This is a genomic window from Streptomyces sp. NPDC097640, assembly GCF_040302705.1.
In the GTDB taxonomy this organism is placed as follows: domain Bacteria; phylum Actinomycetota; class Actinomycetes; order Streptomycetales; family Streptomycetaceae; genus Streptomyces.
This window is the reverse complement of the sequence record NZ_JBEOSB010000012.1, coordinates 40,346-60,794: the sequence shown is the minus strand read 5'-3', so window position 1 is coordinate 60,794 and position 20,449 is coordinate 40,346. Positions and strand designations below refer to the sequence as shown.

Sequence of the window (20,449 nt, the reverse complement as noted above, 5' to 3'; positions counted from 1 at the left end):
ATACGAGCGACGCGCTGCGCGTGCTGCGCCGGGTCTTCGGCTATGACGCGTTCCGGGGCGATCAGCAAGAGATCATCGGCCATGTCGTGGCCGGGGGCGACGCCCTGGTTCTGATGCCGACCGGCGGCGGCAAGTCGCTGTGCTACCAGATCCCCGCGCTCGTCCGCCGCGGCGTCGGGGTCGTCGTCTCGCCGCTCATCGCGCTGATGCAGGACCAGGTCGACGCGCTGCGGGCGCTCGGCGTGCGGGCGGGGTTCCTCAACTCCACCCAGGACCTGGACGAGCGGCGGCTGGTCGAGGCGGAGTTTCTCGCGGGCGAGCTGGACCTGCTGTACCTCGCGCCGGAGCGGCTGCGGGTGGAGTCGACGCTCTCGCTGCTGGGCCGGGGCTCGATCTCGCTGTTCGCCATCGACGAGGCCCACTGTGTGGCCCAGTGGGGTCATGACTTCCGGCCCGACTATCTGGCGCTGTCCGAGCTGCACGAGCGCTGGCCCGAGGTACCCCGTATCGCGCTGACCGCGACGGCCACCGAGGCCACCCACGCCGAGATCGCCTCGCGGCTGAAGCTCCAGGACGCCCGCCACTTCGTGGCCAGCTTCGACCGGCCCAACATCCAGTACCGCATCGCGCCCAAGAACGACCCCAAGCGCCAGCTGCTGGAGCTGTTGCGCACCGAGCACCCGGGGGACGCGGGCATCATCTACTGCCTGTCCCGGGCCTCGGTCGAGAAGACGGCCGAGTTCCTGGTGCAGAACGGGATCGCGGCAGTGCCGTACCACGCGGGGCTCGACGCCCGGACCCGGGCCGAGAACCAGGCGCGGTTTCTGCGGGAGGACGGGCTGGTCGTGGTCGCCACGATCGCGTTCGGCATGGGCATCGACAAGCCCGATGTGCGGTTCGTCGCCCATCTGGATCTGCCCAAGTCGGTCGAGGGCTACTACCAGGAGACCGGCCGGGCCGGGCGGGACGGGCAGCCCTCCACCGCCTGGCTGGCGTACGGCCTCCAGGACGTCGTGCAGCAGCGCAAGATGATCGACGGCTCGGAGGGTGACGCGGCCCACCGGCGCCGCCTCGCCGCCCATCTCGACGCGATGCTGGCGCTGTGCGAGACGGTCGAGTGCCGCCGGGTGGGGCTGCTCGCGTACTTCGGCCAGCCGAGCACCGCGTGCGGCAACTGCGACACCTGTCTGACGCCCCCGGAGTCCTGGGACGGCACCGTCGCCGCGCAGAAGCTGCTGTCCACGGTGGTGCGGCTCAAGCGGGAGCGGAACCAGAAGTTCGGCGCCGGCCAGTTGATCGACATCCTGCTCGGCAAGAAGACCGCCAAGGTGATCCAGTTCGACCACGACGCCCTGTCCGTGTTCGGGATCGGCACGGAGCTGCGCGAGGCCGAATGGCGGGGAGCGGTGCGCCAGTTGCTCGCCCAGGGGCTGATCGCCGTGGAGGGCGACTACGGCACGCTGGTGCTCTCCGAGACCAGCGGCGAGGTGCTGGGCGGACAGCGCCAGGTGATGCTGCGGCGCGAGCCGGAGCGGGCGCCCCGGGCCGCGAAGGCGTCCTCGTCCGGCAAGTCCGGCCGCGCCGCCGCCGCTCCGGCCGATCTGGCGCCGGAGGCGGTGCCGGTGTTCGAGCGGCTGCGGGCATGGCGCGCGGCCACCGCCAAGGAGCAGGGCGTCCCGGCGTATGTGATCTTCCATGACGCCACGCTGCGCCAGATCGCGACGCTGTCGCCCGGCACCCTGGCGGAGCTCGGCACGGTCAGCGGTGTCGGCGAGAACAAGCTGGCCAAGTACGGGCAGTCGATCCTGGACACGCTCGCGCTCACGGAGGAGTGACGCGGGTGAGGGGCGGGTCCGGCCGGACCCGCCCCTCACCCGGTTTCCGCGCTACAGCGTCTGTTGCAGCCGGTCAGCCATCAGCGTGATGAAGCGCCCCGGGTCGCTCAGCTCGCCGCCCTCGGCGAGCAGCGCCATGCCGTGGATCAGCTCGGCCGTCTCCGCAAGACCGTCCCCCTCCGCGTTCGCGCCGTGGGCCTCGCGCAGGCCGGTCACCAGCGGGTGCGTGGGGTTGAGCTCGAGGATGCGCTTGATCTGGGGCATGTCCTGGCCCATGGCGCGGAACATGTTCTCCAGCGCCGGGGTGACATCGTGGGTGTCACCGACGATGCAGGCGGGCGAGGTGGTCAGCCGGGAGGACAGCCGCACCTCCTTGACCTGCTCGCTCAGGGTCTTCGTCAACCAGGACAGCAGCTCGGCGAAGTCCTTCTGCCGCTGCTCGCGCTCGGCCTCGCCCTCCTTCTTCTCCTCCTCGGTGTCGAGGTCGACCTCGCCCTTGGCGATCGACTGGAACTGCTTGCCGTCGAACTCCGGCACGGACCCGATCCACATCTCGTCGATCGGATCGGTGAGCAGCAGCACCTCGTAGCCCTTGGCCCGGAAGGCCTCCATGTGGGGCGAGCTCTCGATGATCGAGCGCGACTCGCCCGTCACGTAGTAGATGTGCTGCTGGCCCTCCTTCATGCGGTCCAGGTACTGCCGCAGGGTGGTGGGCTGCTCCGCGTCGTGGGTCGAGGCGAAGGAGGAGATCTCCAGGATCGCGTCGCGGTTGTCGAAGTCGTCGAGGAGGCCCTCCTTGACGGCGCGGCCGAACTCCCGCCAGAACGTGGCGTAGCCCTCGGCGTTGGCCGACATCATGTCCTTGACCGTCGACAGCACCTTCTTGACCAGGCGCCGGCGCATCAGCTGGATCTGGCGGTCCTGCTGGAGGGTCTCGCGGGACACGTTCAGCGACAGGTCCTGCGCGTCGACGACGCCCTTGACGAAGCGCAGATACTCCGGCATGAGCTCTTCGCAGTCGTCCATGATGAACACGCGCTTGACGTAGAGCTGCACACCGCGCTTGCGCTCCCGCATGAACAGGTCCAGCGGCGCCTGGGACGGGATGAACAGCAGCGCCTGGTACTCGAAGGTCCCCTCCGCCTGCATACGGATGGTCTCGAGCGGGTTGTTCCAGTCGTGGCTGATGTGCTTGTAGAACTCGTGGTACTCGTCGTCGGAGACCTCGTCCCTGGAGCGCGCCCACAGCGCCTTCATCGAGTTGAGCGTCTCGAGCTCGACGGCGGACTCGGCCTCTTCGTCCTTGTCCGAGGCGGCGTCCGAGGCGGTGTCCGCGGCCGTGGACTCGGTGGCCATGCGGATGGGCCAGGTGATGAAGTCGGAGTATCGCTTGACGATCTCCTTGATCTTCCGCGGGGAGGTGTAGTCGTAGAGGTGGTCCTCGGTGTCCTCCGGCTTCAGCCGCAGAATCACGGAGGTGCCCTGGGGCGCCTCGTCGACCGCCTCGATCGTGTAAGTGCCCTCGCCCGTGGAGTCCCAGCGGGTGCCCTGGCTCTCCGTCGCGTGCCGCGTCACCAGCGTGACCTGGTCGGCCACCATGAAGCCGGAGTAGAAGCCGACGCCGAACTGCCCGATGAGATCGTCCGGGGCCGCGGCGTCCTTCGCCCCCTCCTTCGACTCCTTCAGTTCGCGCAGGAACTCGGCGGTGCCGGACTTGGCTATGGTCCCGATGAGCTGGACCACGTCGTCATGCGACATGCCGATGCCGTTGTCGCGCACGGTCAGCGTGCGGTGCTCGTTGTCCACCTCGATCTCGATGTGCAGATCGGAGGTGTCCGCCCGCAACTCCTCGCCTCGGAGCGCTTCCAGCCGCAGTTTGTCCAACGCGTCGGACGCGTTGGAGATGAGCTCCCGGAGGAAGACGTCCTTGTTGGAGTAGATGGAGTGGATCATCAACTGCAAGAGCTGGCGCGCCTCGACCTGAAACTCGAACGTCTCGGCCTGTGTGTTCACATGCTTCCCTTCACGAGCGAGTACCTGACGCCAGCTTAGAGGCGGCCGCCGCCCTCGGAGGGGCGGAACCGGGCAGGACTAGGGGGGTACGAACTGGCATGCTGACGCCCGGCCCGGCGGCCACGGCGTCGGTGCGGCCTGTTGGGCCCTTGCCAGGGGATACGGCACGATGATTTTCTTCGCACGGCATGAGCCGCCTCGGCGCGATCAAGGGACATCGTCGGTCCGAGACATGCCCCGTCCGTGCGTCCTGGCATCCAAGAGGGAGCTGCCTGCCCATGGCCCTGTTCGACCTTCCGCTCGATCAACTGCGCGACTACCGGCCGCTGATCGCCGAACCCGAGGACTTCGACGGGTTCTGGGAGAAGACCCTCGCCGAGGCCCGCGAACACGAGCTCAACGCCACGTTCACGCCGGTCCGCACGGCGCTCACCGGTATGGAGGTGTACGACGTCACCTTCGCGGGGTTCGGCGGCCACCCGGTCAAGGGCTGGTTCCTGCACCCGGCCGGGGCCCGGGAGCCACTGCCGGTCGTGGTCGAGTACATCGGCTACGGCGGCGGCCGCGGGCTGCCGCACACCCATCTGGTGTGGCCGGCCGCGGGCTTCGCCCATCTCGTGATGGACACCCGTGGCCAGGGCAGCGGCTGGACCAACGGTGACACCCCGGACCCGGTCGGCTCGGCGCCCGCGTACCCGGGGTTCATGACCCGGGGCATCGAGAACCCCGAGGACTACTACTACCGGCGGGTCTTCACCGACGCCGTGCGCGCGGTGGAGGCGGCCCGCTCCCACCCGCTGACCGACCCCGCCCGCACCGCGGTCGTCGGCGCCAGCCAGGGCGGGGGCATCGCGCTGGCCGTGGGCGGCCTGGTGCCCGACCTGGCCGCGATCGCCCCCGACGTGCCCTTCCTGTGCCACTTCCCGCGGGCGGCGACGCTGACCGACCGCGATCCGTACCGTGAGATCGGCAACTACCTCAAGACCCACCGCGGCAAGGACGAGCGGATCTTCCGCACGCTCTCCTATTTCGACGGGGTCCACTTCGCCGCCCGGGGGCGGGCGCCGGCGCTCTTCTCGACCGCGCTGGAGGACCAGACCTGCCCGCCGTCAACCGTGTTCGCCGCGTACAACACCTACGCGGGCGAGGACAAGCGCATCGAGGTGTACTCGTTCAACGGCCACGAGGGCGGCGGCCCCGTCCACCAGGAGATCCAGCTGGACTGGCTGCCGCCGAAGCTGCGGTAGTCCCCGAGCGCCCCAAGGGCGGACGGCCGGGTCCGGAGATGGTTGAGAGCCTTCGGGGAGGCTCCCTCCGGACCGGCCGTCCGTCCTTCGTTCCCCCCACCTTGTGGGGATAAATCCTGGCTGGTGGCCGGCGGCGGGGGCAGGGCCGTCCGACCCCGGAACCAGGGCCGTCCGGCCCTGGACGAATGATCGGTTCAGCGGCCGAGCTGCGCCCCGCCGTTGATGTGGAGCACCTGGCCGGTGACATAGGCCGCCTCCGGGGAGGCCAGATAGCGGATGGCGGCCGCGACCTCGGCGGGGTGGCCGGGCTGCCCGGTGAGCGTCTGCCCGATCTGCTGCGCGATGAACTCGGGAGTGCCCCGCTCGCCGAAGAACTCGGTGTCCTGGACATAGCCGGGGGCCACCGCGTTGACCGTGACGCCCTCCGCGCCGAGCCGCTTGGCCAGGTCGTAGGTGTAGACGTGCAGATGCGCCTTGGTGCCGCCGTACGAGCCGGGGCCGCGCAGCGACGCCACGGAGGACAGGTGCACGATCCGGCCGCCGGGCCGGGTGAGGTGCGGCAGCAGGCCCTCGGTCAGCAGCACCGCGGTCAGCACATTGGCCGTGAAGTTCCGCTGGAACTGGTCGGCTATGCCTTCGAGGGTGCCGTCGTTGCCGGGCGCGACATTGCCGCCCGCGTTGGTGACCACCACGTCGACCGGGCCGTCCGCGGCGATGAACTCGACGGCGCGCCGGGTCTGCCCGGGGTCGCTGAGGTCGGTGCTGGTCCAGGTGACCAGGTCGGCCCCGTGCGCGGCGTTGACCTTGTCCGCCGCGGCGCGCAGCACCTCGGCGCGGCGCCCGAGGATGACCACCCGGTCCCCGTCGGCGGCGAAGGCCTCGGCGGTCGCGAGCCCGATGCCCGTGCCGCCGCCCGACACCACGATCCGTCGTCCCATCCCGGCCTCCCCGTGCAACTTATTGAACCTTGGCCATATCCGTGAACAGACGCTAGGGAGTAAGCGCTTTCCCGTCAAGGGGCCCACCGGCCCTCGGGGCCTGAACGGGCCGTCGGCGAGCTCCTCGCTCCGGACCGCCGTTCGGCCGTATCCGTGTTTGGCCGCCGGGCCGCCGGGATACGGCAGCGTGTGGCTCCGTACCTCGCCCCGCCCCGCCCCGGAGGCTCCAGGTGTTCGCTGTCCCGCTCGCTCATGCCGCCACCGAGGGCGATCTCAGCGGGGCCCGGGCACAGATGGGGTTCTCGCTGGCCTGGCACATCGTGGTGGCCTGTCTGGGGGTGGGGCTGCCGCTGCTCACCCTGATCGCCGAATGGCGGGGGTGGCGCACCGGGGATCCGGCCCTGCGGATCCTGGCCCGGCGATGGGCGCGGGCCATGGGGGTGCTGTTCGCGGTCGGCGCGGTGTCCGGCACGATCCTCAGCTTTGAGCTCGGGCTGCTGTGGCCGGGGCTGATGGGGACGTACGGGCAGGTGATCGGGTTGCCGTTCGCACTGGAGGGGATCGCGTTCTTCATCGAGGCGATCTTCGTGGGCCTCTATCTCTACGCGTGGGACCGGCTGTCGCCCGGCAAACACCTGCTCACCGGGGTGCCGATCGTCGTCGCCGGGGTGGCCTCGGCGTTCTTCGTGGTGTGTGCCAACGCCTGGATGAACCAGCCGCGTGGCTTCGAACTGTCCCGCGACGGGCGCGTGGTGTCCGTCGACCCCTGGGCCGCGATGATCAACCCGGCCGCGCCGCCGCAGACCACGCATATGATCCTGGCCGCGCTGATGGTGGCCGCGTTTCTGACCGCGAGTGTGTACGCGGTGGCGCTGCTGCGCGGCCGCCGGGACCGGTACCACCGGGCCGGGTTCTTCATCCCGTTCACGGTCGGGGCGGTCGTCACCCCCTTCCAACTGGTCGTCGGGGACTGGGCGGCCCGTTTCGTGGCCGAGTTCCAGCCGGTCAAGCTCGCCGCCATCGAGGGCGTCTACCGCACCGGCGACCATGCGCCGCTGACGATCCTCGGCATCAGCAACGGCCACAGCGGGCTCAAGTACGGCCTGGAGATCCCGAGCGGTCTGTCGCTGCTGATCGGATACAGCCCCAACACCGTGGTGCGCGGCCTGTCGGAGGTGCCCCGGTCCCAGTGGCCCGCCGTGACCGGGGTCCACCTGGCCTTCGACCTGATGGTGGGGGCGGGGATGTTCCTGCTGTTCATGGGCGTATGGCTGGTGCTCGCCCGGTGGTGGCGGCGGCGCTCCGGCACCGACGACATCCTGAGCGTGCCCGGCACCCGGCCCTTCCTGCTCCTCGCGGTCCTGACCGGACCGGCCGCCGTGGTGGCCCTGGAGTGCGGATGGGTGGTCACCGAGCTGGGCCGTCAGCCCTGGGTCGTGCAGGGGATCATGACGGTCCGGGACGCGGTGAACCCGGCGCCCGGGCTGCTGAACGGGCTGTGGCTGGTGCTGCTGGTCTATTTCGGCATGACGGTGGCCACCGTGTACGTGCTGCGCCGGCTGGCCCGGGACCGGCCGGTGCCGATCGCCCCGCAGGACAGCGACGTGCCCCGGTACCCGGTGACATGAGCGGTGACATGAGAGGGGCCGGCCGGTGCTCGCGAATCTGACGCTCGCGGTGATGTGGATCGGGCTGACCTGCTACGCCCTGTTCGGCGGCGCCGACTTCGGGGCCGGGCTGTGGGACCTGCTGGCGGGCCGCAGCGGGCCCGGCGCACCGCGGCGGGCCCTCATCGAGCACACCATCGGGCCGGTGTGGGAGGCCAACCACGTCTGGCTGATCTTCGTGGTGGTGCTGCTGTGGGCGGGCTTCTCGCCGGTCTTCGCGGCCGTGATGTCCACGCTCTACATCCCGCTCACGCTGACCGCGCTCGGCATCATCGCGCGCGGCGCGGCCTTCGCCTTCCGCAAGGCCAGCACCGAGCTGTGGCAGAAACGGCTGTTCGGGGCCTGCTTCGCGCTGTCGTCCGTGCTCACCCCCTTCTTCCTGGGCACCGTCGCCGGCGGTGTCGCCTCGGGCCGTATCCCACCGGGGCTGGCGGCCGGGAACCTGATCACCAGTTGGCTGAACCCCACCTCCCTGCTGGGCGGGGTGCTGGCGGTGCTGACCTGCGCGCATCTCGCCGCCGTCTATCTGTGCGCGGAGACCGCCCGCCTGGGACGCCCGGAGCTGGGGGCGTGGTTCCGGACCCGGGCGCTGGTCAGCGGGCTGGCCGCCGGAGCGGTGGCGCTGGCCGGGATCGCGATCCTGCACGCCGACGCCCCGCACCTGTTCCATGGGCTCACCCATCGCGCCCTGGCGCTGGTGCTGCTCAGCGCCTGTGCCGGGGTGGCCGCCCTGGCGCTGCTGCGGGGCAACCCCGGCCTGGCCCGGCCGCTGGCGGCGCTGGCGGTGGCGGCGATCCTCTGGGCGTGGGGCGTGGCCCAGTACCCGGCCATGCTCGTCCCCGGTGTCACCGTCGGCGATGCCGCGTCCACCCACGCCGTGCTCGCCGCCTGCCTGCTCAGCCTGGCGGTCAGCTCGCTGGTCCTGGTGCCGTCCCTGTGGTGGCTCTACTCGGTGTTCCAGCACGAGCCGGACGCGGAGCCGTCGCCGGGCGACGCCGCCCGCTAGGCCCGGACAGGGCCTCGGGGTGTGCGGCTGATCCCAGCGCCCATTTAGGTCGATGTTTATGGCGGTCCGCGCGATACCGGACCGCATATCGGGCACTCGGGGCTCTGGAGCGAAATGATTGCAGGAGGCGATCATGACGGAACCGACCCATGCGACTATGGAGTCGCATCCCGACATCCTGGAGATGCGGGAACGCCACACCTGGGCCGAGCGGGCGGCGAGCACTCCCGGGGCCCAGGCCGTCGAAGCGATATCCCTGATCACCGGCCTCTACCTTGCCGCATCCGCCTGGATCGTGGGCTTCAACGGCATGATGACCCTGGCCGTGACCAACCTGATCGTCGGAGTCGCTTACGCGGTGCTGATGGGCGGCTTCGGCCATGCCTATGAGCGCACCCACGGCATGGCATGGGCCGCCGCGCTGCTGGGCGTGTGGACCATCATCGCGCCGTGGGTGGTCTCGGGAGCCGTGGCCACCATGCGCACCATCATCAGCAACGTCGTCGTCGGCGCTGTCGCTCTGGTGCTGGCGCTCGCCGCCAGCTCGCTCGCGCAGAAGAAGGCTGCCCCGGGCAGCCAGGGCGGCCGGGGCACGACCGCTCGTGCGGGGCGCTGACGGCCCGGAACAAGAGCGGAGGCGTGCCATGACCGAGCCCTACCGCTCCACCCCGTCCCAAGCGGAAGGCGAGCGAGAGAACGAGGTGCCTGCCGAAGCCATGCATCCCGACGTACCGGTCACGACCCCCTCGCAGGCGGAGGGGGAGCGGGAAGTGGAAGAGGAAGAGGAGGAGACGGAGGAGGAGACGAAGGAATAGCGACATCACCAGGGCTCGGAGGCCCGCGGCCCCGACCGGGGTCCGAGCCGGGAGCCGGGCCGGTGACGGCGATCACTGGCCCTCCTCGATCCTCGATCACGGGAGGACCCGCCGTGAAGTTCGGTATCTCGACCTTCGTCACCGACCAGGGAATCAGCCCGGCCGCGCTGGGGCGGGCCCTCGACGAGCGGGCGTTCGACTCGCTCTTCATCGCCGAGCACACCCATATCCCGGTGGAGCGGCGCTCCCCCTACCCGGGCGGCGGCGAGCTGCCGGAGATCTACTACCGCACGCTCGATCCGTTCGTCGTGCTGAGCACCGCGGCCGCGGTCACCGAGCGGCTGCTGCTGGGGACCGGCGTCGCCTTGGTGGCACAGCGGGACCCGATCATCACGGCGAAGGAGGTGGCCTCGCTGGACCTGGTCTCCGGCGGGCGGGCCGTCTTCGGGGTCGGCGTCGGCTGGAACCGCGAGGAGATGGAGAACCACGGTACGGACCCGACCACGCGCGGCCGTCTGGTGAATGAGCGGCTGCGCGCGATGCGGGAGCTCTGGACCAAGGAAAAGGCCGAATTCCACGGCGAATTCGTGAACTTCGACCCGGTGTACCTGTGGCCCAAGCCGGTGCGGCGCCCGTACCCGCCGATCTATGTGGGCGGCGGTGAGAGCGCCTTCCCCCGGATCGCCGCGCTCGGGGACGCCTGGCTTGCCAACAGCGTTCCCCCGGAGCAACTGGGCCCGCAGATCGAGCGGCTGCGCGAGGTGGCCGGCCGGGATGTGCCGGTGACGGTGTACGGGGTGCCGGACACCCCCGAGGTGATCGACGGGTATGCGCGGGTCGGGGTGGAGCGGGTCCTGTTCTATCTGACGACCGCGCCGGAGCCGGAAACGCTCCGCGATCTCGACACGATGGCCCAGGTCGCCGCCCGGTTCCGGTGAGCGGCCGGCGGCCGCGCGATGCCCACGATGACGAGCGCCCGGGCGCGGGGGCGCTTCGCGCTGGCCAGGGTCGCCCGGCTGGCGACCGTCGGCGACGGGGGGCGGCCCCATCTGGTGCCGGTGGTGTTCGCGCTGACCGGGGACACGGTGGCGACGGCGGTCGACCACAAACCGAAGCGGTCGGCGCGGCTCAGGCGTCTGGACAACATCCGGGCCAACCCCGCCGTATGCCTCCTGGTGGACGCCTACGACGAGGACTGGGACCTCCTGTGGTGGGCGCGGGCCGACGGCACGGCCCGTGTTCTGCCGCCCGCCGACGGGTCGGCCGCCTCCGCCGGGTACGTCGGGCTGCTCGCCGCCAAATACGCGGCGCAGTACGCGGACCGGCCGCCGCGGGGGCCGGTCGTGGAGATCGCGGTCGACCGGTGGAGCGGCTGGCAGGCCACCGAGGGCGACAGCACGTGAGCCTGCCCGGGGCCACCGCGCCATGAGGCGAAGAGACGCATACGGGGAGAGGATGGTGGTGTCGGGTACGGCCTTCTGTTCCATCAAGGAGGTGGACGGCCATGAGTTTCTCCTCCGACGACGCACACGGCGCCGAACAGCGGCGCGAGCAACCCTATGGCGCCGAACAGCAAGGTGCCGAACAACGGGGTACGGAGCCTTATGGCGCCGAACGGCGAGGCGAGCGGCCCCCTGAGGCCGAGGCCCCGCTCCCCGGTCTCCTGAGCACGTTGTCCAACGCCGCCTGGCAGGTCCTGGTGACCACGGGCCTCGTGGCGGTCGCACTGGGCGTCATGGTGCTGGTCTGGCCAGGGGAGACCCTGGCGGTACTCGGTGCCCTCTTCGGCGCCTATCTGGTGGTCACCGGGGTCTTCCAGCTGGCGGGGGCCTTCGGCGCACATGTGCCGGGGCATCTGCGGGTGCTGAGCGTCATCAGCGGCGCGCTCGCCGTGCTGCTCGGTCTGCTCTGCTTCCGCGGACCGGCACAGTCGATCCTGCTGCTGGCCCTGTGGATCGGGTTCTCGTGGCTGCTGCGGGGCGTCATGATGACCGCCGCGGCCATCTCCCACGAGGGGATGCCGGCCCGCGGCTGGCAGATCTTCCTCGGTGTCATCAGCATGCTGGGCGGCATCATCCTGATCGTCGCGCCCTTCGGCTCCATCACGGCGCTCGCCGTGGTGGCCGGCATCTGGCTGCTGGCGCTGGGCGTGCTCGAGGTCTTCCACGGCGTCCAGCTGCGTGTCGAGCTGGGCCACCACGCCCCGGGCAGGGCGGAACACCGCCCGCACTTCCCGGGCTTCCGGCCGCACCCCCAGCCGTAGCCTCGTAGCCGTGGCCCGTAGCCGTGGCCCGTGGCGGTGACCCCGTTCATGGCTCTCCCCGCGCCCCTCCCCCGCTGTTAGCCTCTGGTCCGGCAACCGGTTGTCACCCGGTTGCCCGACTCGGGGGCAGGCGAGCGAGGGGTGGGCCATGGTGCGGAAGGGCGGCGGGGACCTCGGGGGGCGTCGCAGCACGATCCGGGATGTCGCGGCCCGCGCGGGGGTGTCCGCGTCCACGGTGTCGCGGGTGCTCGGCGGCGTGTATCCGGTGAGCACGCGGACGCGTGCCCGGGTGCAGCGCGCCGTGCGCGAGCTGGACTATGTCGCCGACGCCCACGCCAAAGCGGTGGCGGGCGCCGGCACCCCGACGCTCGCTTTCGTCCTGGACGACATCACCGGGCCGTCGTTCGCGCACATGGCGCACGGGGTGGAGCGCGAGGCGGCCAGGCTCGGCCACCTGTGCCTGGTGTGCAGCACCGACGGGGACACCGCCCACGAGCTGGAGTTCATCGAGATGATGCGGGCCCAGCGCGCCGCCGCCGTGATCCTGGTGGGCGGCGCCGTGGACAGCCCCGAGTACCGCCGGCGCATGGCCCGCGTCGCCGATTCACTGGCCTCGGCCGGGTCGCGGCTGGTGCTGTGCGGGCGGCCGCCGCTGGCCCCCGGCACCCCGGTGACGGTCATCGAGTACGACAACGAGAACGGGGCCTTCGCGCTGTGCGCCCATGTTCTCGCCCAGGGCCACCGGCGGGTCCTCTTCCTCGGGGGCAGCCCGGAGAACACGGCGGCCCAGGGCCGCGAGCGCGGCTATCTGGCCGCGCACCGCGCCCGCGGCATCGAACCGGACCCGGCGCTGCGCCTGTCCGGCGACTTCACCCGTGACTCGGGCCACCGCCTGCTGCGCCGGGCCCTGGACCAGGGGCTCGCGTTCACCGCCGTGATGGCCGCCACGGACATGGTCGCGGCGGGGGCGCTCACCGCCCTGCACGAGGCGGGGCTGAGCGTGCCCGGCGATGTGTCGCTCGCCGGGTACGACGACATCCCGCTCGCGCGCGATCTGCACCCGCCGCTGACCACGGTCCATGTGCCCTACGAGCAACTGGGCCGCCTCGCCGTCCGTACGAGCCTGGGCAGAACACCGGACGCCCCGGACGAACACCTGCTCCTGGGCACCCATGTGGTGATCCGCGACTCGGTGGCCCCGCCCGCCGGGGCACCGCTGTGACCGGCGCGGCAACCGGTTTCCCTCACGGATGGCGCGCTCAGCGCGCCACGGTCCCGATGGCGGAGCTGGGCCCGGAGCGGGACTTCACGATCGACGGCACCTGGGAGGCGGGGTCCAGGGTGTAGTTGTAGTACGTCTTCGGGTCGAAGGCCGTGCCGCCGCTCTCGTTGCGGCCGGTGGTGCCCGCGAAGATGCTGCCCCGCTGCACCAGGGAGGCCGTGGCGTCCTTGATGACCGGGTTCTTCATGCCCTCGAAGTAGCTGTTCTCCAGCACCATCTTGGTGTTGCCGCGCGCGTAGTTGCCGTAGGAGGAGTTGATGCTCGTCCCCGGGTCGTCCTGGAGATAGTTGTTGTACAGGTGCGCGTGCGCGACGTTGTCAGTGGACGGATTGCGCTGCTCGGTCTCGTGGAACCAGTTGTGGTGGATCGTGATGTCGGCGGTCGTGTTCTCCGTCCAGCCGATGCCGAAGGCCTTGTTGTGCTGCTGGAGCCGGTTCCAGGACACCGTGAGGTAGGTGGTGTCCTTGCGGCTGTCGATCAGGCCGTCGGCCATGTGCCGCAGATCGTTGTGATCGATCCACACATGGTGGGCGCCGTCCATCTGGATGCCGTCCCAGTCGTGGTCCTTGTCGTTCCAGGTGCCTTCGTAGGAGTCGCGGATCGTCAGATTGCGGATGATCACGTTGTGCACGCCCTGGCCGAGGAAGAAGCCGCCGCCGACGATCTGACCCGCGGTCCCCGAGCCCACGATCGTCTTGTCCGAGGCGACCTTGATCTCCTTGCCCTTCGGGTCCATGGTGATCGCCCCGGCCACCACGATGATGTACGGGTCGGCGGATGTCGCGTACTTCTCCAGATCGGCGAGCGTCCGCACGGTCACGGTCGCCCCGCCCCGGCCGCCGTACGTCCCGTTCTGCCCCAGCGCGTTGACCGAGGCGAAGCCGTCGGCGGCGTCATCGGCCCACGCCGCCGCGTCCATCGTCACCGCCGTCCCCGCTCCGGCCCGGTCCGGCGCGAAGGCGCCGCCGTCGGTGAGACCCACCGTGGCGCCCAGGGACAGGGCCACTCCGGCCGTCAGGCCGAGCCTGCCCCAGCCCCTGCCCTGCCGCGTCTTGTGCCGCTCGGCTTCCATGGCCACCTCTTCCACAGCTCGGGGGATGTCGTCCATGCCCCTGTCGCCGCCGCGGGCCGGGAGGTTGCCCCATCGCGTCATCGGGTCGGATCGGCTCCTCGGCAAACGATCGCGAAAAATGCTTGCCGCCTGCGGCTACGCCGCGACGGGCGGCTGCCATTCGATCATCAGAATCGTGGCGTCGTCGCTGAGTTCGTTCTTCCGCTGGTCGAGGATGGCGTGGATGAGCAGGCGGAGCACTTCGGAGGCGGTGTGCCCGGCGGCCGTCGAGCGGATGATGTAGTCGGTGAAGCGCTCCAGGCCGAACTGCTCGCCTCCCTCGTCGCGCGCCTCGACGACCCCGTCGGTGTAGAGCAGGATCCGGTCCCCGGGTTCGAGCGCCGTCTCGTACACCTGCCGGCTGTCGCCTGCCAGGCTGGCGGGCAGGCCGAGGGGCGGTTCGGGGGGCCGCGCCAGCGCCTTCTGGTGGAGCCGGTGGCGGCGGATGAGCAGCGGCGCGGGGTGGCCGCAGTTGCACCAGCGCAGCACGCCGGTGGGCATGTGCAGCTGGGTGAAGATACCGGTGCAGAACTGGTCGGGCAGCCACCGTGACAGCGCCTGGTCCACCTCCGTGACCAGCTGCGCCAGCTCCGCGCCGGTGCGCCGGGCATTGCGGCAGCCGGCCATGGCCACGGAGGTGGTGAGGCCGGACGCCAGGTCGTGGCCCATGGCGTCGAGGATCGTGGCGTGCAGGACGTCCTCGGTGAACGAGTGGTCGAAGGCGTCGCCGCCCAGCTCGTACGCGGGCTCCACGACCGCGGTCGACACCACCCGGCCGGTGCCGATCGAGCGCGGCGGCAGAAACGCCCGCAGCATCTCCGTGTGCAGCTGCATGGGCTGGGTGCGGGTGCGCTGCGCGATGGTGTCGATGTAGGTGCGCTTGGAGGTGACGATCAGGGTGAGGACCGAGGCCAGCGCCCGGCAGCGCCACAGCCTGTGCCCGTCCAGGGTCTTCATCGAGAAGCGCACGAGGCCCAGCCGCTCCGCCGCGTTGATCAGGGGCAGCCATACGACCAGACCGCCCGCGCCGTCCTCGGCCACCCGCAGGGAGTCCGTGCGGTAGGACCAGCCGGCCAGGGTGCCGTCGACCTCCAGCTCCTCTTCGCCCTCGGTCAGCGGCAGCAGTCGCCTTTGCTGGAGATCGATGAGGAACACGACGACCCGGCCCAGGCCCATGGCCGTCACATAGCGGTCCAGGACCTCGGGGAGCTCCGCGGGGGAAGCCTCCTGGGAGGTCCTGACCAGCTCTTCCAGCAGGGCTTCCGCGGTTCCGGCCGATACCGACGCCTCCGCGCCCACCATAGGGTCAACTGTACGGAATCCCGCTCAGGCGGGCAGGCGGGGCACGCTGTCGACGAGGCGGCGGGTGTACGGATGTGCGGGGGCGCCCAGCACCTGGGCGGTGTCGCCCTGCTCCACGACGCGGCCGCGCTCCAGGACCGCGGTCCGCTCGCACAGGGAGGCGACCACCGACAGGTCGTGGGAGACCATGACGATGGTCAGCCCGCGCTCCTGCTGCAACTCGGCGAGCAGATCGACGACCTTGACCCGGGTCGTGACGTCGAGCGCGCTGACGGGTTCGTCGGCGAGCAGCACCCGCGGGTCGCACACCGTGGCGCGGGCGATCGCGATGCGCTGCCGCTGCCCGCCGGAGAACTCGTGCGGATAGCGCTCCGCGGCGTCGGCGGGCAGCCCGACCCGCTCCAGGGCCTCGGCCACCTTGGGCGCCGCCGTACGCCTGGTGTCGATGCCCAGGGAGCGCAGCGGCTCGGCCACGGTGGCACCCACCCGGCGGCGCGGGTCGAGCGAGGAGTACGGGTCCTGGAAGACGCACTGCACGCTGCGCCGGAACCGGCGCATCTGCCCGGCGTCGCGCAGTCTCAGCGCCTCGCCGTCGAAGGCCACGGTGCCGGCGGTGGGCCGGGCGAGCCCGAGCAGCAGGCGCAGCAGGGTCGTCTTGCCCGCGCCCGACTCGCCGACCAGGGCGAGGCTGTGTCCGGCCCGGACGGCGAGGGACACGTCCTGGACGACGGGGGCGGTGCCGCCCCGGTAGCGCAGCGCGACGTCGCTCAGCTCCAGTACGGGGGTCATGGCGCGCTCCTCGGGTCCAGGGCGGACTCCAGCCGGCGCGCGCTGGCCACCAGGGACTTGGTGTACTCCTCGCGCGGCGCCCGGACGATCTCGTCGACGGTGCCCTCCTCCACGGCACGGCCGTCCTTCATGACCAGGGCCCGGTCGGTGACCTTGGCGACGACCGCGAGGTCATGGCTGACGAACAGGACCGCCATCTCGCGCATCCGCACCAGGGTGTCGATCAGGGCGAGCATCTCGGCCTGCACGGACACGTCCAGCGCGGTGGTCGGCTCGTCCGCGATGAGCAGCTTCGGCTCGCAGGCCAGCGCCACGCGCTGGCGCTGGCCGCCGGAGATCTCGTGCGGGAAGGCGCGGGCGATGCGGCCGGGCTCGGGGAGCCGTACCCGCTCCAGCGCCTCGGTGACGGCCCGGTCCAGCGCGCGGCCGGTCAGCCCACGCGTCCTGCGGAGGGGCCCGGCGATCTGCCGGCCCACCCGCATCAGCGGGTCGAGCGCGGTGAGCGGCTCCTGGAAGACGATGGCGGCGTCCCGGCCGCGCACGCCGGTGAGCCGCTTCTCGCTGGCGCCCACGATCTGGGTGCCGCCCAGTTCGACGCTGCCGGTGGCGGTCATGCCCTCGGGCAGCAGTCCGAGCACGGCGAGGGTGGTCAGCGACTTGCCGGAGCCCGACTCGCCGATGACGCCGAGCCGCTCGCCGGGGGCGATGGACAGCGAGAGGTCGTCCACCAGTGTGCGCCCGTCCGCCGTACGGACGGTGAGGCCGCGCACGTCGAGGAGGGGGGTCATGCGCGCCTCCGCCGGGTCGCCGGGTCGAGGGTGTCGCGCAGGCCGTCGGCGATGAGGTTCACGCCGATGACGAGCAGCACGAGCAGGATGCCGGGGGCGAGCGCGCCCGCCGGGGCGGTGGTGAAGGTGGCCTGCGCCTCCTGGAGCATGCGGCCCCACGAGGCGTTGGGCGGCGGCGCGCCCAGGCCGAGGTAGGACAGGCCGGCCTCGGCCAGGACGGCGAGGCCGAACTGGAGCGCCAGGTTGACCACGAGGGTGGGCCAGATGTTGGGCAGGACGTGTCCGGCCACGACGCGGGGCCAGGAGCTGCCCGAGGTGCGGGCGGCCGTGATGTAGTCCTGCGCCAGCACCCGCTTGACCAGGATGCGCACCAGACGGGCCACCACCGCGCTCTGCGCGAGGCCGATCGCCAGCACGGCCGATCCGAGGGTGGCCGAGCGGGCGGCGACGATCAGCATGGCGAGCAGCAGCGTCGGGAAGGCGATCAGGATGTCGAGGAACGCGGAGAGCGTGTCGTCGAGCCAGCCCTGCGCGAACGCGGTCAGCACGCCCAGGGTGACCCCGATCGCGGCCGCGATCAGGACGGAGCCGAGGTCCGCCTCGACGGCGATCCGGGAGCCGGTCATCACCTGGGTGAACAGGTCGCGGCCGAGCTTGTCGGTGCCGAGGAGATGGTCCGCGGAGGGTCCGGTGAGCCGTCCGCCGGAGGTGTCGTCGGTGGCGTACGGGAGCCAGACCAGGGAGACGAGGGCGAGCAGGACGATCAGACCGGCCAGGGCGCAGCCGGCGAGCAGCGTGTACGACCGCTTGGCCCGGGGGGCCGTCGGAAGCTCGGTCATCGGGCGCCTCCCGAGAGCCTGTCCCGCAGCCGCGGGTCGATGATCCGCTGCACGAGGTCGGCCGCGAAGCCGATCAGCAGCACCGCGAGCGTGGAGACGAACAGCACGCCCTGGATGACCGGGTAGTCGTGCTGGGCGATGCCGGTGGCGAGCATCGAGCCCAGGCCGGGCAGCGCGAAGACCGACTCCACGACGACCGCGCCGAGCAGCGTGGAGGCCAGCTCGATGCCGAGGATGGAGATCACCGGCACGGAGGCGTTGCGCAGCCCGTGCCGCCACATGGCCCACCCGAACGACGCGCCCAGGGCCCGTGCGGTCCGCAGATAGTCACTGTCCAGGACGTCGAGAGTGGCCGACCGTACGTACCGGGTCAGCGAGGCGCCCATCACCAGCGCGATGGTGACGACCGGCAGCGCGAGCGAACGGATCGCCTCGGCGGGCTCCGCCCAGCCGTCCTGGGGGAAGCCGCCCGCGGGCAGCCAGCCGGCGTTCAGCGCGAAGACGGCGATGAGGATCATGCCGAGCCAGAACACCGGGATCGCGATGCCGAGCTGGGACACCCCGCTGAGCAGCGCGCCGTACCAGGTCCGCCGCTTGTACGCGGCGACGAACCCGGCCGGGACTGCGATGAGCACCGCCAGGACGAAGGCCGCGAGCGTCAGCGGGATCGTGACGTTCAGCCGCGAGCCCACCTCGGGCGCGACCGGCAGCGAGCTGACGAACGACGTGCCGAGGTCGCCGCGGGCCAGCTGCCCGAGCCAGTGGATGAACTGCTCGGGCAGCGGGCGGTCGGAGCCGATGGCGTGGCGTGCCGCCGCGATCTGCTCGGGGCTCGCGCCCACTGAGGTGAGCGCGTTGGCGGGGTCCCCGGGCAGCAGGCGCAGCAGCACGAACAGCACCACGCTGGCGAGGGCCAGCGACACCAGCAGGAAGGCGAGGCGGCGCAGGAGATACCGCGCCATCAGCCCTTCTTCTTGATGTCGTAGGCGAAGAACTGCGAGTTGAGGCCGTTGACGGGGTAGCCGGACAGCTTGCTGTTCGCGACCACGATCTGCGGGTAGAGGTACAGCCAGTCGCTGGCCGCGTCCTCGGCGGTCTTGCGGTTGACCTTCTTCAGCAGCTCGGTCTGCTCCGCCGTGGTGGACGCCGCCTCAGCCTGCTCCACCCACCGGGTGACCTGCTTGTTGTCATAGCCCCAGTAGAAGTCGGGGTTGCCGTACCAGACCAGGTCGCGGTCGTTGACGTGTTCCTGGAGCGTGGCCGTGAAGTCGTGGTTCTTGTAGACCTTCGTGTACCACTCGTCCGGCGTGATGGTGTTGATCTTGACGGTGATGCCGACCTTGGCGAGCTGCGACTTGATGAAGGTGGCCGCGGTCGGGTGCGGGTCGTAGTTCGGGGTGTCCAGGGTGAAGGTGAAGCCGTCCTGGTAGCCGGCCTCCTTCAGGAGCTTCTTGGCCCGGGCGGTGTCATACCCGTTGACCTTGGTGAGGTCCTCGTACCAGGGGTCGGTGGGCGGCACCATGGAGCCGATGAGCTTGCCGTAGCCGCCCCAGACGGACTCCAGCAGCTTCTTGTCGTCGATGGCGGAGGACACCGCCTGGCGGACCCGGACGTCGGTGAACGGCTTGGCCTTGTCGTTGAAGGCGAGCAGCAGCTTGGTCGTCGAGTTGCCGTCGTTGACCTTGTAGTTCTGGTTGTTCTTGAACTGGTCGAGGGCGTCGGGCGACTGCTCGCTGGTGACCACGTCCACCGCGTTGGTCAGCAGCGCGTTGTTCAGCGCCGTGGCGTTCTTGTAGTAGTGGAAGAGGACGCCCTTGTTGGCGGCCGCGCGGCCCCAGTAGCCGGCGAACCGGTCGAGGCCGAGGGCCGAGCCGCGGGTCCACTTGTCCAGCGTGTACGGCCCGGTGCCGTCCTCGCTCGTCTTCAGGTTCTTCGCCTCGGAGTTGATGATCCAGACGTAGGAGAGGTTGTAGACGAAGGAGATCGACTTCTTCGAGAGGGTGACCTTCACGGTCCTGGCGTCGGGCGTGGCGATGTCCTTGATGACCTCGAGGCTGCTCTTGCGCGCGGACTGCGAGTCCTTCGAGATCACCTTCTCCAGGCTGTACTTGACGTCCTGGCTGGTGAGCTTCTTGCCGCTGTGGAACTTCACCCCGCCGCGCAGCGTGAAGGTGTACGTGAGCCCGTCGCCGCTGACCTTGTAGTCCTCGGCGAGCTGCTTCTCGACCTTGCCGTTGTCGCCGAGCTTGAACAGCCCCTCGTAGACGTTGCCGGCCAGCGCCTCGGTGACGCCCTGGCCGCCGCCCGCGGTGTTGTCGAGGTTCTGCGGCTCGTAGAGCGAGCCGACGTTGACGGTGGCGTTCTTGTCGTACGCCCCGCCCGAGGCGCCGCCTCCGCCCGCACCCCCGCCGCAGGCGGTGAGGGTCAGGGCGAGGGTCGCGGCCGTGGCGCCGCCGTACAGGGAGGACTTCTTGATGTTCATGGAAGGAGTGCGCTCTTTTTTCTGCGGAGGGGTGACCGCGGATCTGCGGAGGGGTGGCCGCGATCTGCGGAG

Annotated in this window: 18 protein-coding genes and 1 pseudogene; 10 read left to right on the top strand and 9 right to left on the bottom strand. The window is 70.8% G+C overall.

Features of this window, described 5'->3' with window-relative positions; all coding sequences use genetic code 11:
- The first annotated feature begins 14 nt into the window (after nt 1-14).
- Nucleotides 15-1,835: a DNA helicase RecQ gene (gene recQ, locus ABTY62_RS20320; RefSeq protein WP_502997492.1), complete on the top strand. Its 1,821-nt coding sequence runs from the start codon at nt 15-17 to the stop codon at nt 1,833-1,835.
- A gap of 51 nt (nt 1,836-1,886) precedes the next feature.
- Here the strand turns inward: recQ and htpG are convergent, their stop codons facing one another.
- Nucleotides 1,887-3,788 (bottom strand): molecular chaperone HtpG, encoded by a 1,902-nt coding sequence (htpG, locus tag ABTY62_RS20315; RefSeq protein WP_502997491.1) that lies wholly within the window; start codon nt 3,786-3,788, stop codon nt 1,887-1,889.
- Between the two features lie 338 nt (nt 3,789-4,126).
- Here htpG and ABTY62_RS20310 point away from each other — a divergent pair, with 338 nt between their 5' ends.
- Complete coding sequence (locus tag ABTY62_RS20310) at nt 4,127-5,095, top strand: acetylxylan esterase (protein ID WP_352130812.1); 969 nt, start codon at nt 4,127-4,129, stop codon at nt 5,093-5,095.
- 194 nt (nt 5,096-5,289) lie between these two features.
- Here the strand turns inward: ABTY62_RS20310 and ABTY62_RS20305 are convergent, their stop codons facing one another.
- Nucleotides 5,290-6,033, bottom strand: a complete 744-nt coding sequence (locus tag ABTY62_RS20305; RefSeq protein WP_352130811.1) for an SDR family NAD(P)-dependent oxidoreductase — start codon at nt 6,031-6,033, stop codon at nt 5,290-5,292.
- Between the two features lie 230 nt (nt 6,034-6,263).
- Here ABTY62_RS20305 and ABTY62_RS20300 point away from each other — a divergent pair, with 230 nt between their 5' ends.
- The 8 genes from ABTY62_RS20300 to ABTY62_RS20265 all read left to right on the top strand — a co-directional run bounded on the left by ABTY62_RS20300 (nt 6,264) and on the right by ABTY62_RS20265 (nt 13,006).
- Nucleotides 6,264-7,661, top strand: a complete 1,398-nt coding sequence (locus tag ABTY62_RS20300; protein WP_352130810.1) for a cytochrome ubiquinol oxidase subunit I — start codon at nt 6,264-6,266, stop codon at nt 7,659-7,661.
- A 25-nt stretch (nt 7,662-7,686) separates the two neighbouring features.
- On the top strand, nt 7,687-8,706 hold the full coding sequence (locus ABTY62_RS20295) for a cytochrome d ubiquinol oxidase subunit II (protein WP_352130809.1): 1,020 nt from the start codon (nt 7,687-7,689) through the stop codon (nt 8,704-8,706).
- A 133-nt stretch (nt 8,707-8,839) separates the two neighbouring features.
- On the top strand, nt 8,840-9,322 hold the full coding sequence (locus ABTY62_RS20290; RefSeq protein WP_352130808.1) for an SPW repeat protein: 483 nt from the start codon (nt 8,840-8,842) through the stop codon (nt 9,320-9,322).
- A gap of 28 nt (nt 9,323-9,350) precedes the next feature.
- Nucleotides 9,351-9,521: a hypothetical protein gene (locus ABTY62_RS20285; RefSeq protein ID WP_352130807.1), complete on the top strand. Its 171-nt coding sequence runs from the start codon at nt 9,351-9,353 to the stop codon at nt 9,519-9,521.
- Between the two features lie 113 nt (nt 9,522-9,634).
- On the top strand, nt 9,635-10,459 hold the full coding sequence (locus ABTY62_RS20280; RefSeq protein WP_352130806.1) for an LLM class F420-dependent oxidoreductase: 825 nt from the start codon (nt 9,635-9,637) through the stop codon (nt 10,457-10,459).
- An 18-nt stretch (nt 10,460-10,477) separates the two neighbouring features.
- Complete coding sequence (locus ABTY62_RS20275; RefSeq protein WP_352130805.1) at nt 10,478-10,924, top strand: TIGR03668 family PPOX class F420-dependent oxidoreductase; 447 nt, start codon at nt 10,478-10,480, stop codon at nt 10,922-10,924.
- 101 nt (nt 10,925-11,025) lie between these two features.
- The gene (locus ABTY62_RS20270; RefSeq protein WP_352130804.1) at nt 11,026-11,784 is read left to right on the top strand and encodes an HdeD family acid-resistance protein; all 759 of its coding nucleotides are present in this window, start codon (nt 11,026-11,028) and stop codon (nt 11,782-11,784) included.
- A gap of 148 nt (nt 11,785-11,932) precedes the next feature.
- Entirely contained in the window at nt 11,933-13,006 is a 1,074-nt protein-coding gene (locus tag ABTY62_RS20265; protein ID WP_352130803.1) for a LacI family DNA-binding transcriptional regulator, read from the top strand.
- Between the two features lie 43 nt (nt 13,007-13,049).
- Here the strand turns inward: ABTY62_RS20265 and ABTY62_RS20260 are convergent.
- From ABTY62_RS20260 to ABTY62_RS20230, 7 genes and pseudogenes are all read right to left on the bottom strand, one after another.
- Nucleotides 13,050-14,138 (bottom strand): annotated as a pseudogene (locus ABTY62_RS20260) (pectate lyase family protein); the annotation flags it as partial.
- Nucleotides 14,139-14,273: 135 nt separating this feature from the next.
- A complete protein-coding gene (locus ABTY62_RS20255) occupies nt 14,274-15,479 on the bottom strand; it encodes a PP2C family protein-serine/threonine phosphatase (protein WP_352130802.1) in 1,206 nt (401 codons plus the stop codon).
- 24 nt (nt 15,480-15,503) lie between these two features.
- Nucleotides 15,504-16,268 (bottom strand): ABC transporter ATP-binding protein, encoded by a 765-nt coding sequence (locus tag ABTY62_RS20250; RefSeq protein WP_352130801.1) that lies wholly within the window; start codon nt 16,266-16,268, stop codon nt 15,504-15,506.
- On the bottom strand, nt 16,265-17,056 hold the full coding sequence (locus tag ABTY62_RS20245) for an ATP-binding cassette domain-containing protein (RefSeq protein WP_352130800.1): 792 nt from the start codon (nt 17,054-17,056) through the stop codon (nt 16,265-16,267). Before ABTY62_RS20245 ends, ABTY62_RS20250 begins: the two co-directional genes overlap by 4 nt.
- Nucleotides 17,053-17,895, bottom strand: a complete 843-nt coding sequence (locus ABTY62_RS20240) for an ABC transporter permease (protein ID WP_352130799.1) — start codon at nt 17,893-17,895, stop codon at nt 17,053-17,055. Before ABTY62_RS20240 ends, ABTY62_RS20245 begins: the two co-directional genes overlap by 4 nt.
- Nucleotides 17,892-18,857, bottom strand: a complete 966-nt coding sequence (locus ABTY62_RS20235) for an ABC transporter permease (RefSeq protein ID WP_352130798.1) — start codon at nt 18,855-18,857, stop codon at nt 17,892-17,894. Before ABTY62_RS20235 ends, ABTY62_RS20240 begins: the two co-directional genes overlap by 4 nt.
- Complete coding sequence (locus ABTY62_RS20230) at nt 18,857-20,377, bottom strand: ABC transporter substrate-binding protein (RefSeq protein ID WP_352130797.1); 1,521 nt, start codon at nt 20,375-20,377, stop codon at nt 18,857-18,859. Before ABTY62_RS20230 ends, ABTY62_RS20235 begins: the two co-directional genes overlap by 1 nt.
- Nucleotides 20,378-20,449 lie beyond the last annotated feature (72 nt).

Bases quoted from the DNA above. Each gene is read 5' to 3' on its own strand.
- htpG (WP_502997491.1), bottom strand. From the start codon at position 3,788: ATGATCCACTCCATCTACTCCAACAAGGACGTCTTCCTCCGGGAGCTC.
- ABTY62_RS20310 (WP_352130812.1), top strand. From the start codon at position 4,127: ATGGCCCTGTTCGACCTTCCGCTCGATCAACTGCGCGACTACCGGCCG.
- ABTY62_RS20305 (WP_352130811.1), bottom strand. From the start codon at position 6,033: ATGGGACGACGGATCGTGGTGTCGGGCGGCGGCACGGGCATCGGGCTC.
- ABTY62_RS20290 (WP_352130808.1), top strand. From the start codon at position 8,840: ATGACGGAACCGACCCATGCGACTATGGAGTCGCATCCCGACATCCTG.
- ABTY62_RS20285 (WP_352130807.1), top strand. From the start codon at position 9,351: ATGACCGAGCCCTACCGCTCCACCCCGTCCCAAGCGGAAGGCGAGCGA.
- ABTY62_RS20275 (WP_352130805.1), top strand. From the start codon at position 10,478: ATGCCCACGATGACGAGCGCCCGGGCGCGGGGGCGCTTCGCGCTGGCC.
- ABTY62_RS20270 (WP_352130804.1), top strand. From the start codon at position 11,026: ATGAGTTTCTCCTCCGACGACGCACACGGCGCCGAACAGCGGCGCGAG.
- ABTY62_RS20265 (WP_352130803.1), top strand. From the start codon at position 11,933: ATGGTGCGGAAGGGCGGCGGGGACCTCGGGGGGCGTCGCAGCACGATC.
- ABTY62_RS20255 (WP_352130802.1), bottom strand. From the start codon at position 15,479: ATGGTGGGCGCGGAGGCGTCGGTATCGGCCGGAACCGCGGAAGCCCTG.
- ABTY62_RS20250 (WP_352130801.1), bottom strand. From the start codon at position 16,268: ATGACCCCCGTACTGGAGCTGAGCGACGTCGCGCTGCGCTACCGGGGC.
- ABTY62_RS20245 (WP_352130800.1), bottom strand. From the start codon at position 17,056: ATGACCCCCCTCCTCGACGTGCGCGGCCTCACCGTCCGTACGGCGGAC.
- ABTY62_RS20240 (WP_352130799.1), bottom strand. From the start codon at position 17,895: ATGACCGAGCTTCCGACGGCCCCCCGGGCCAAGCGGTCGTACACGCTG.
- ABTY62_RS20235 (WP_352130798.1), bottom strand. From the start codon at position 18,857: ATGGCGCGGTATCTCCTGCGCCGCCTCGCCTTCCTGCTGGTGTCGCTG.
- ABTY62_RS20230 (WP_352130797.1), bottom strand. From the start codon at position 20,377: ATGAACATCAAGAAGTCCTCCCTGTACGGCGGCGCCACGGCCGCGACC.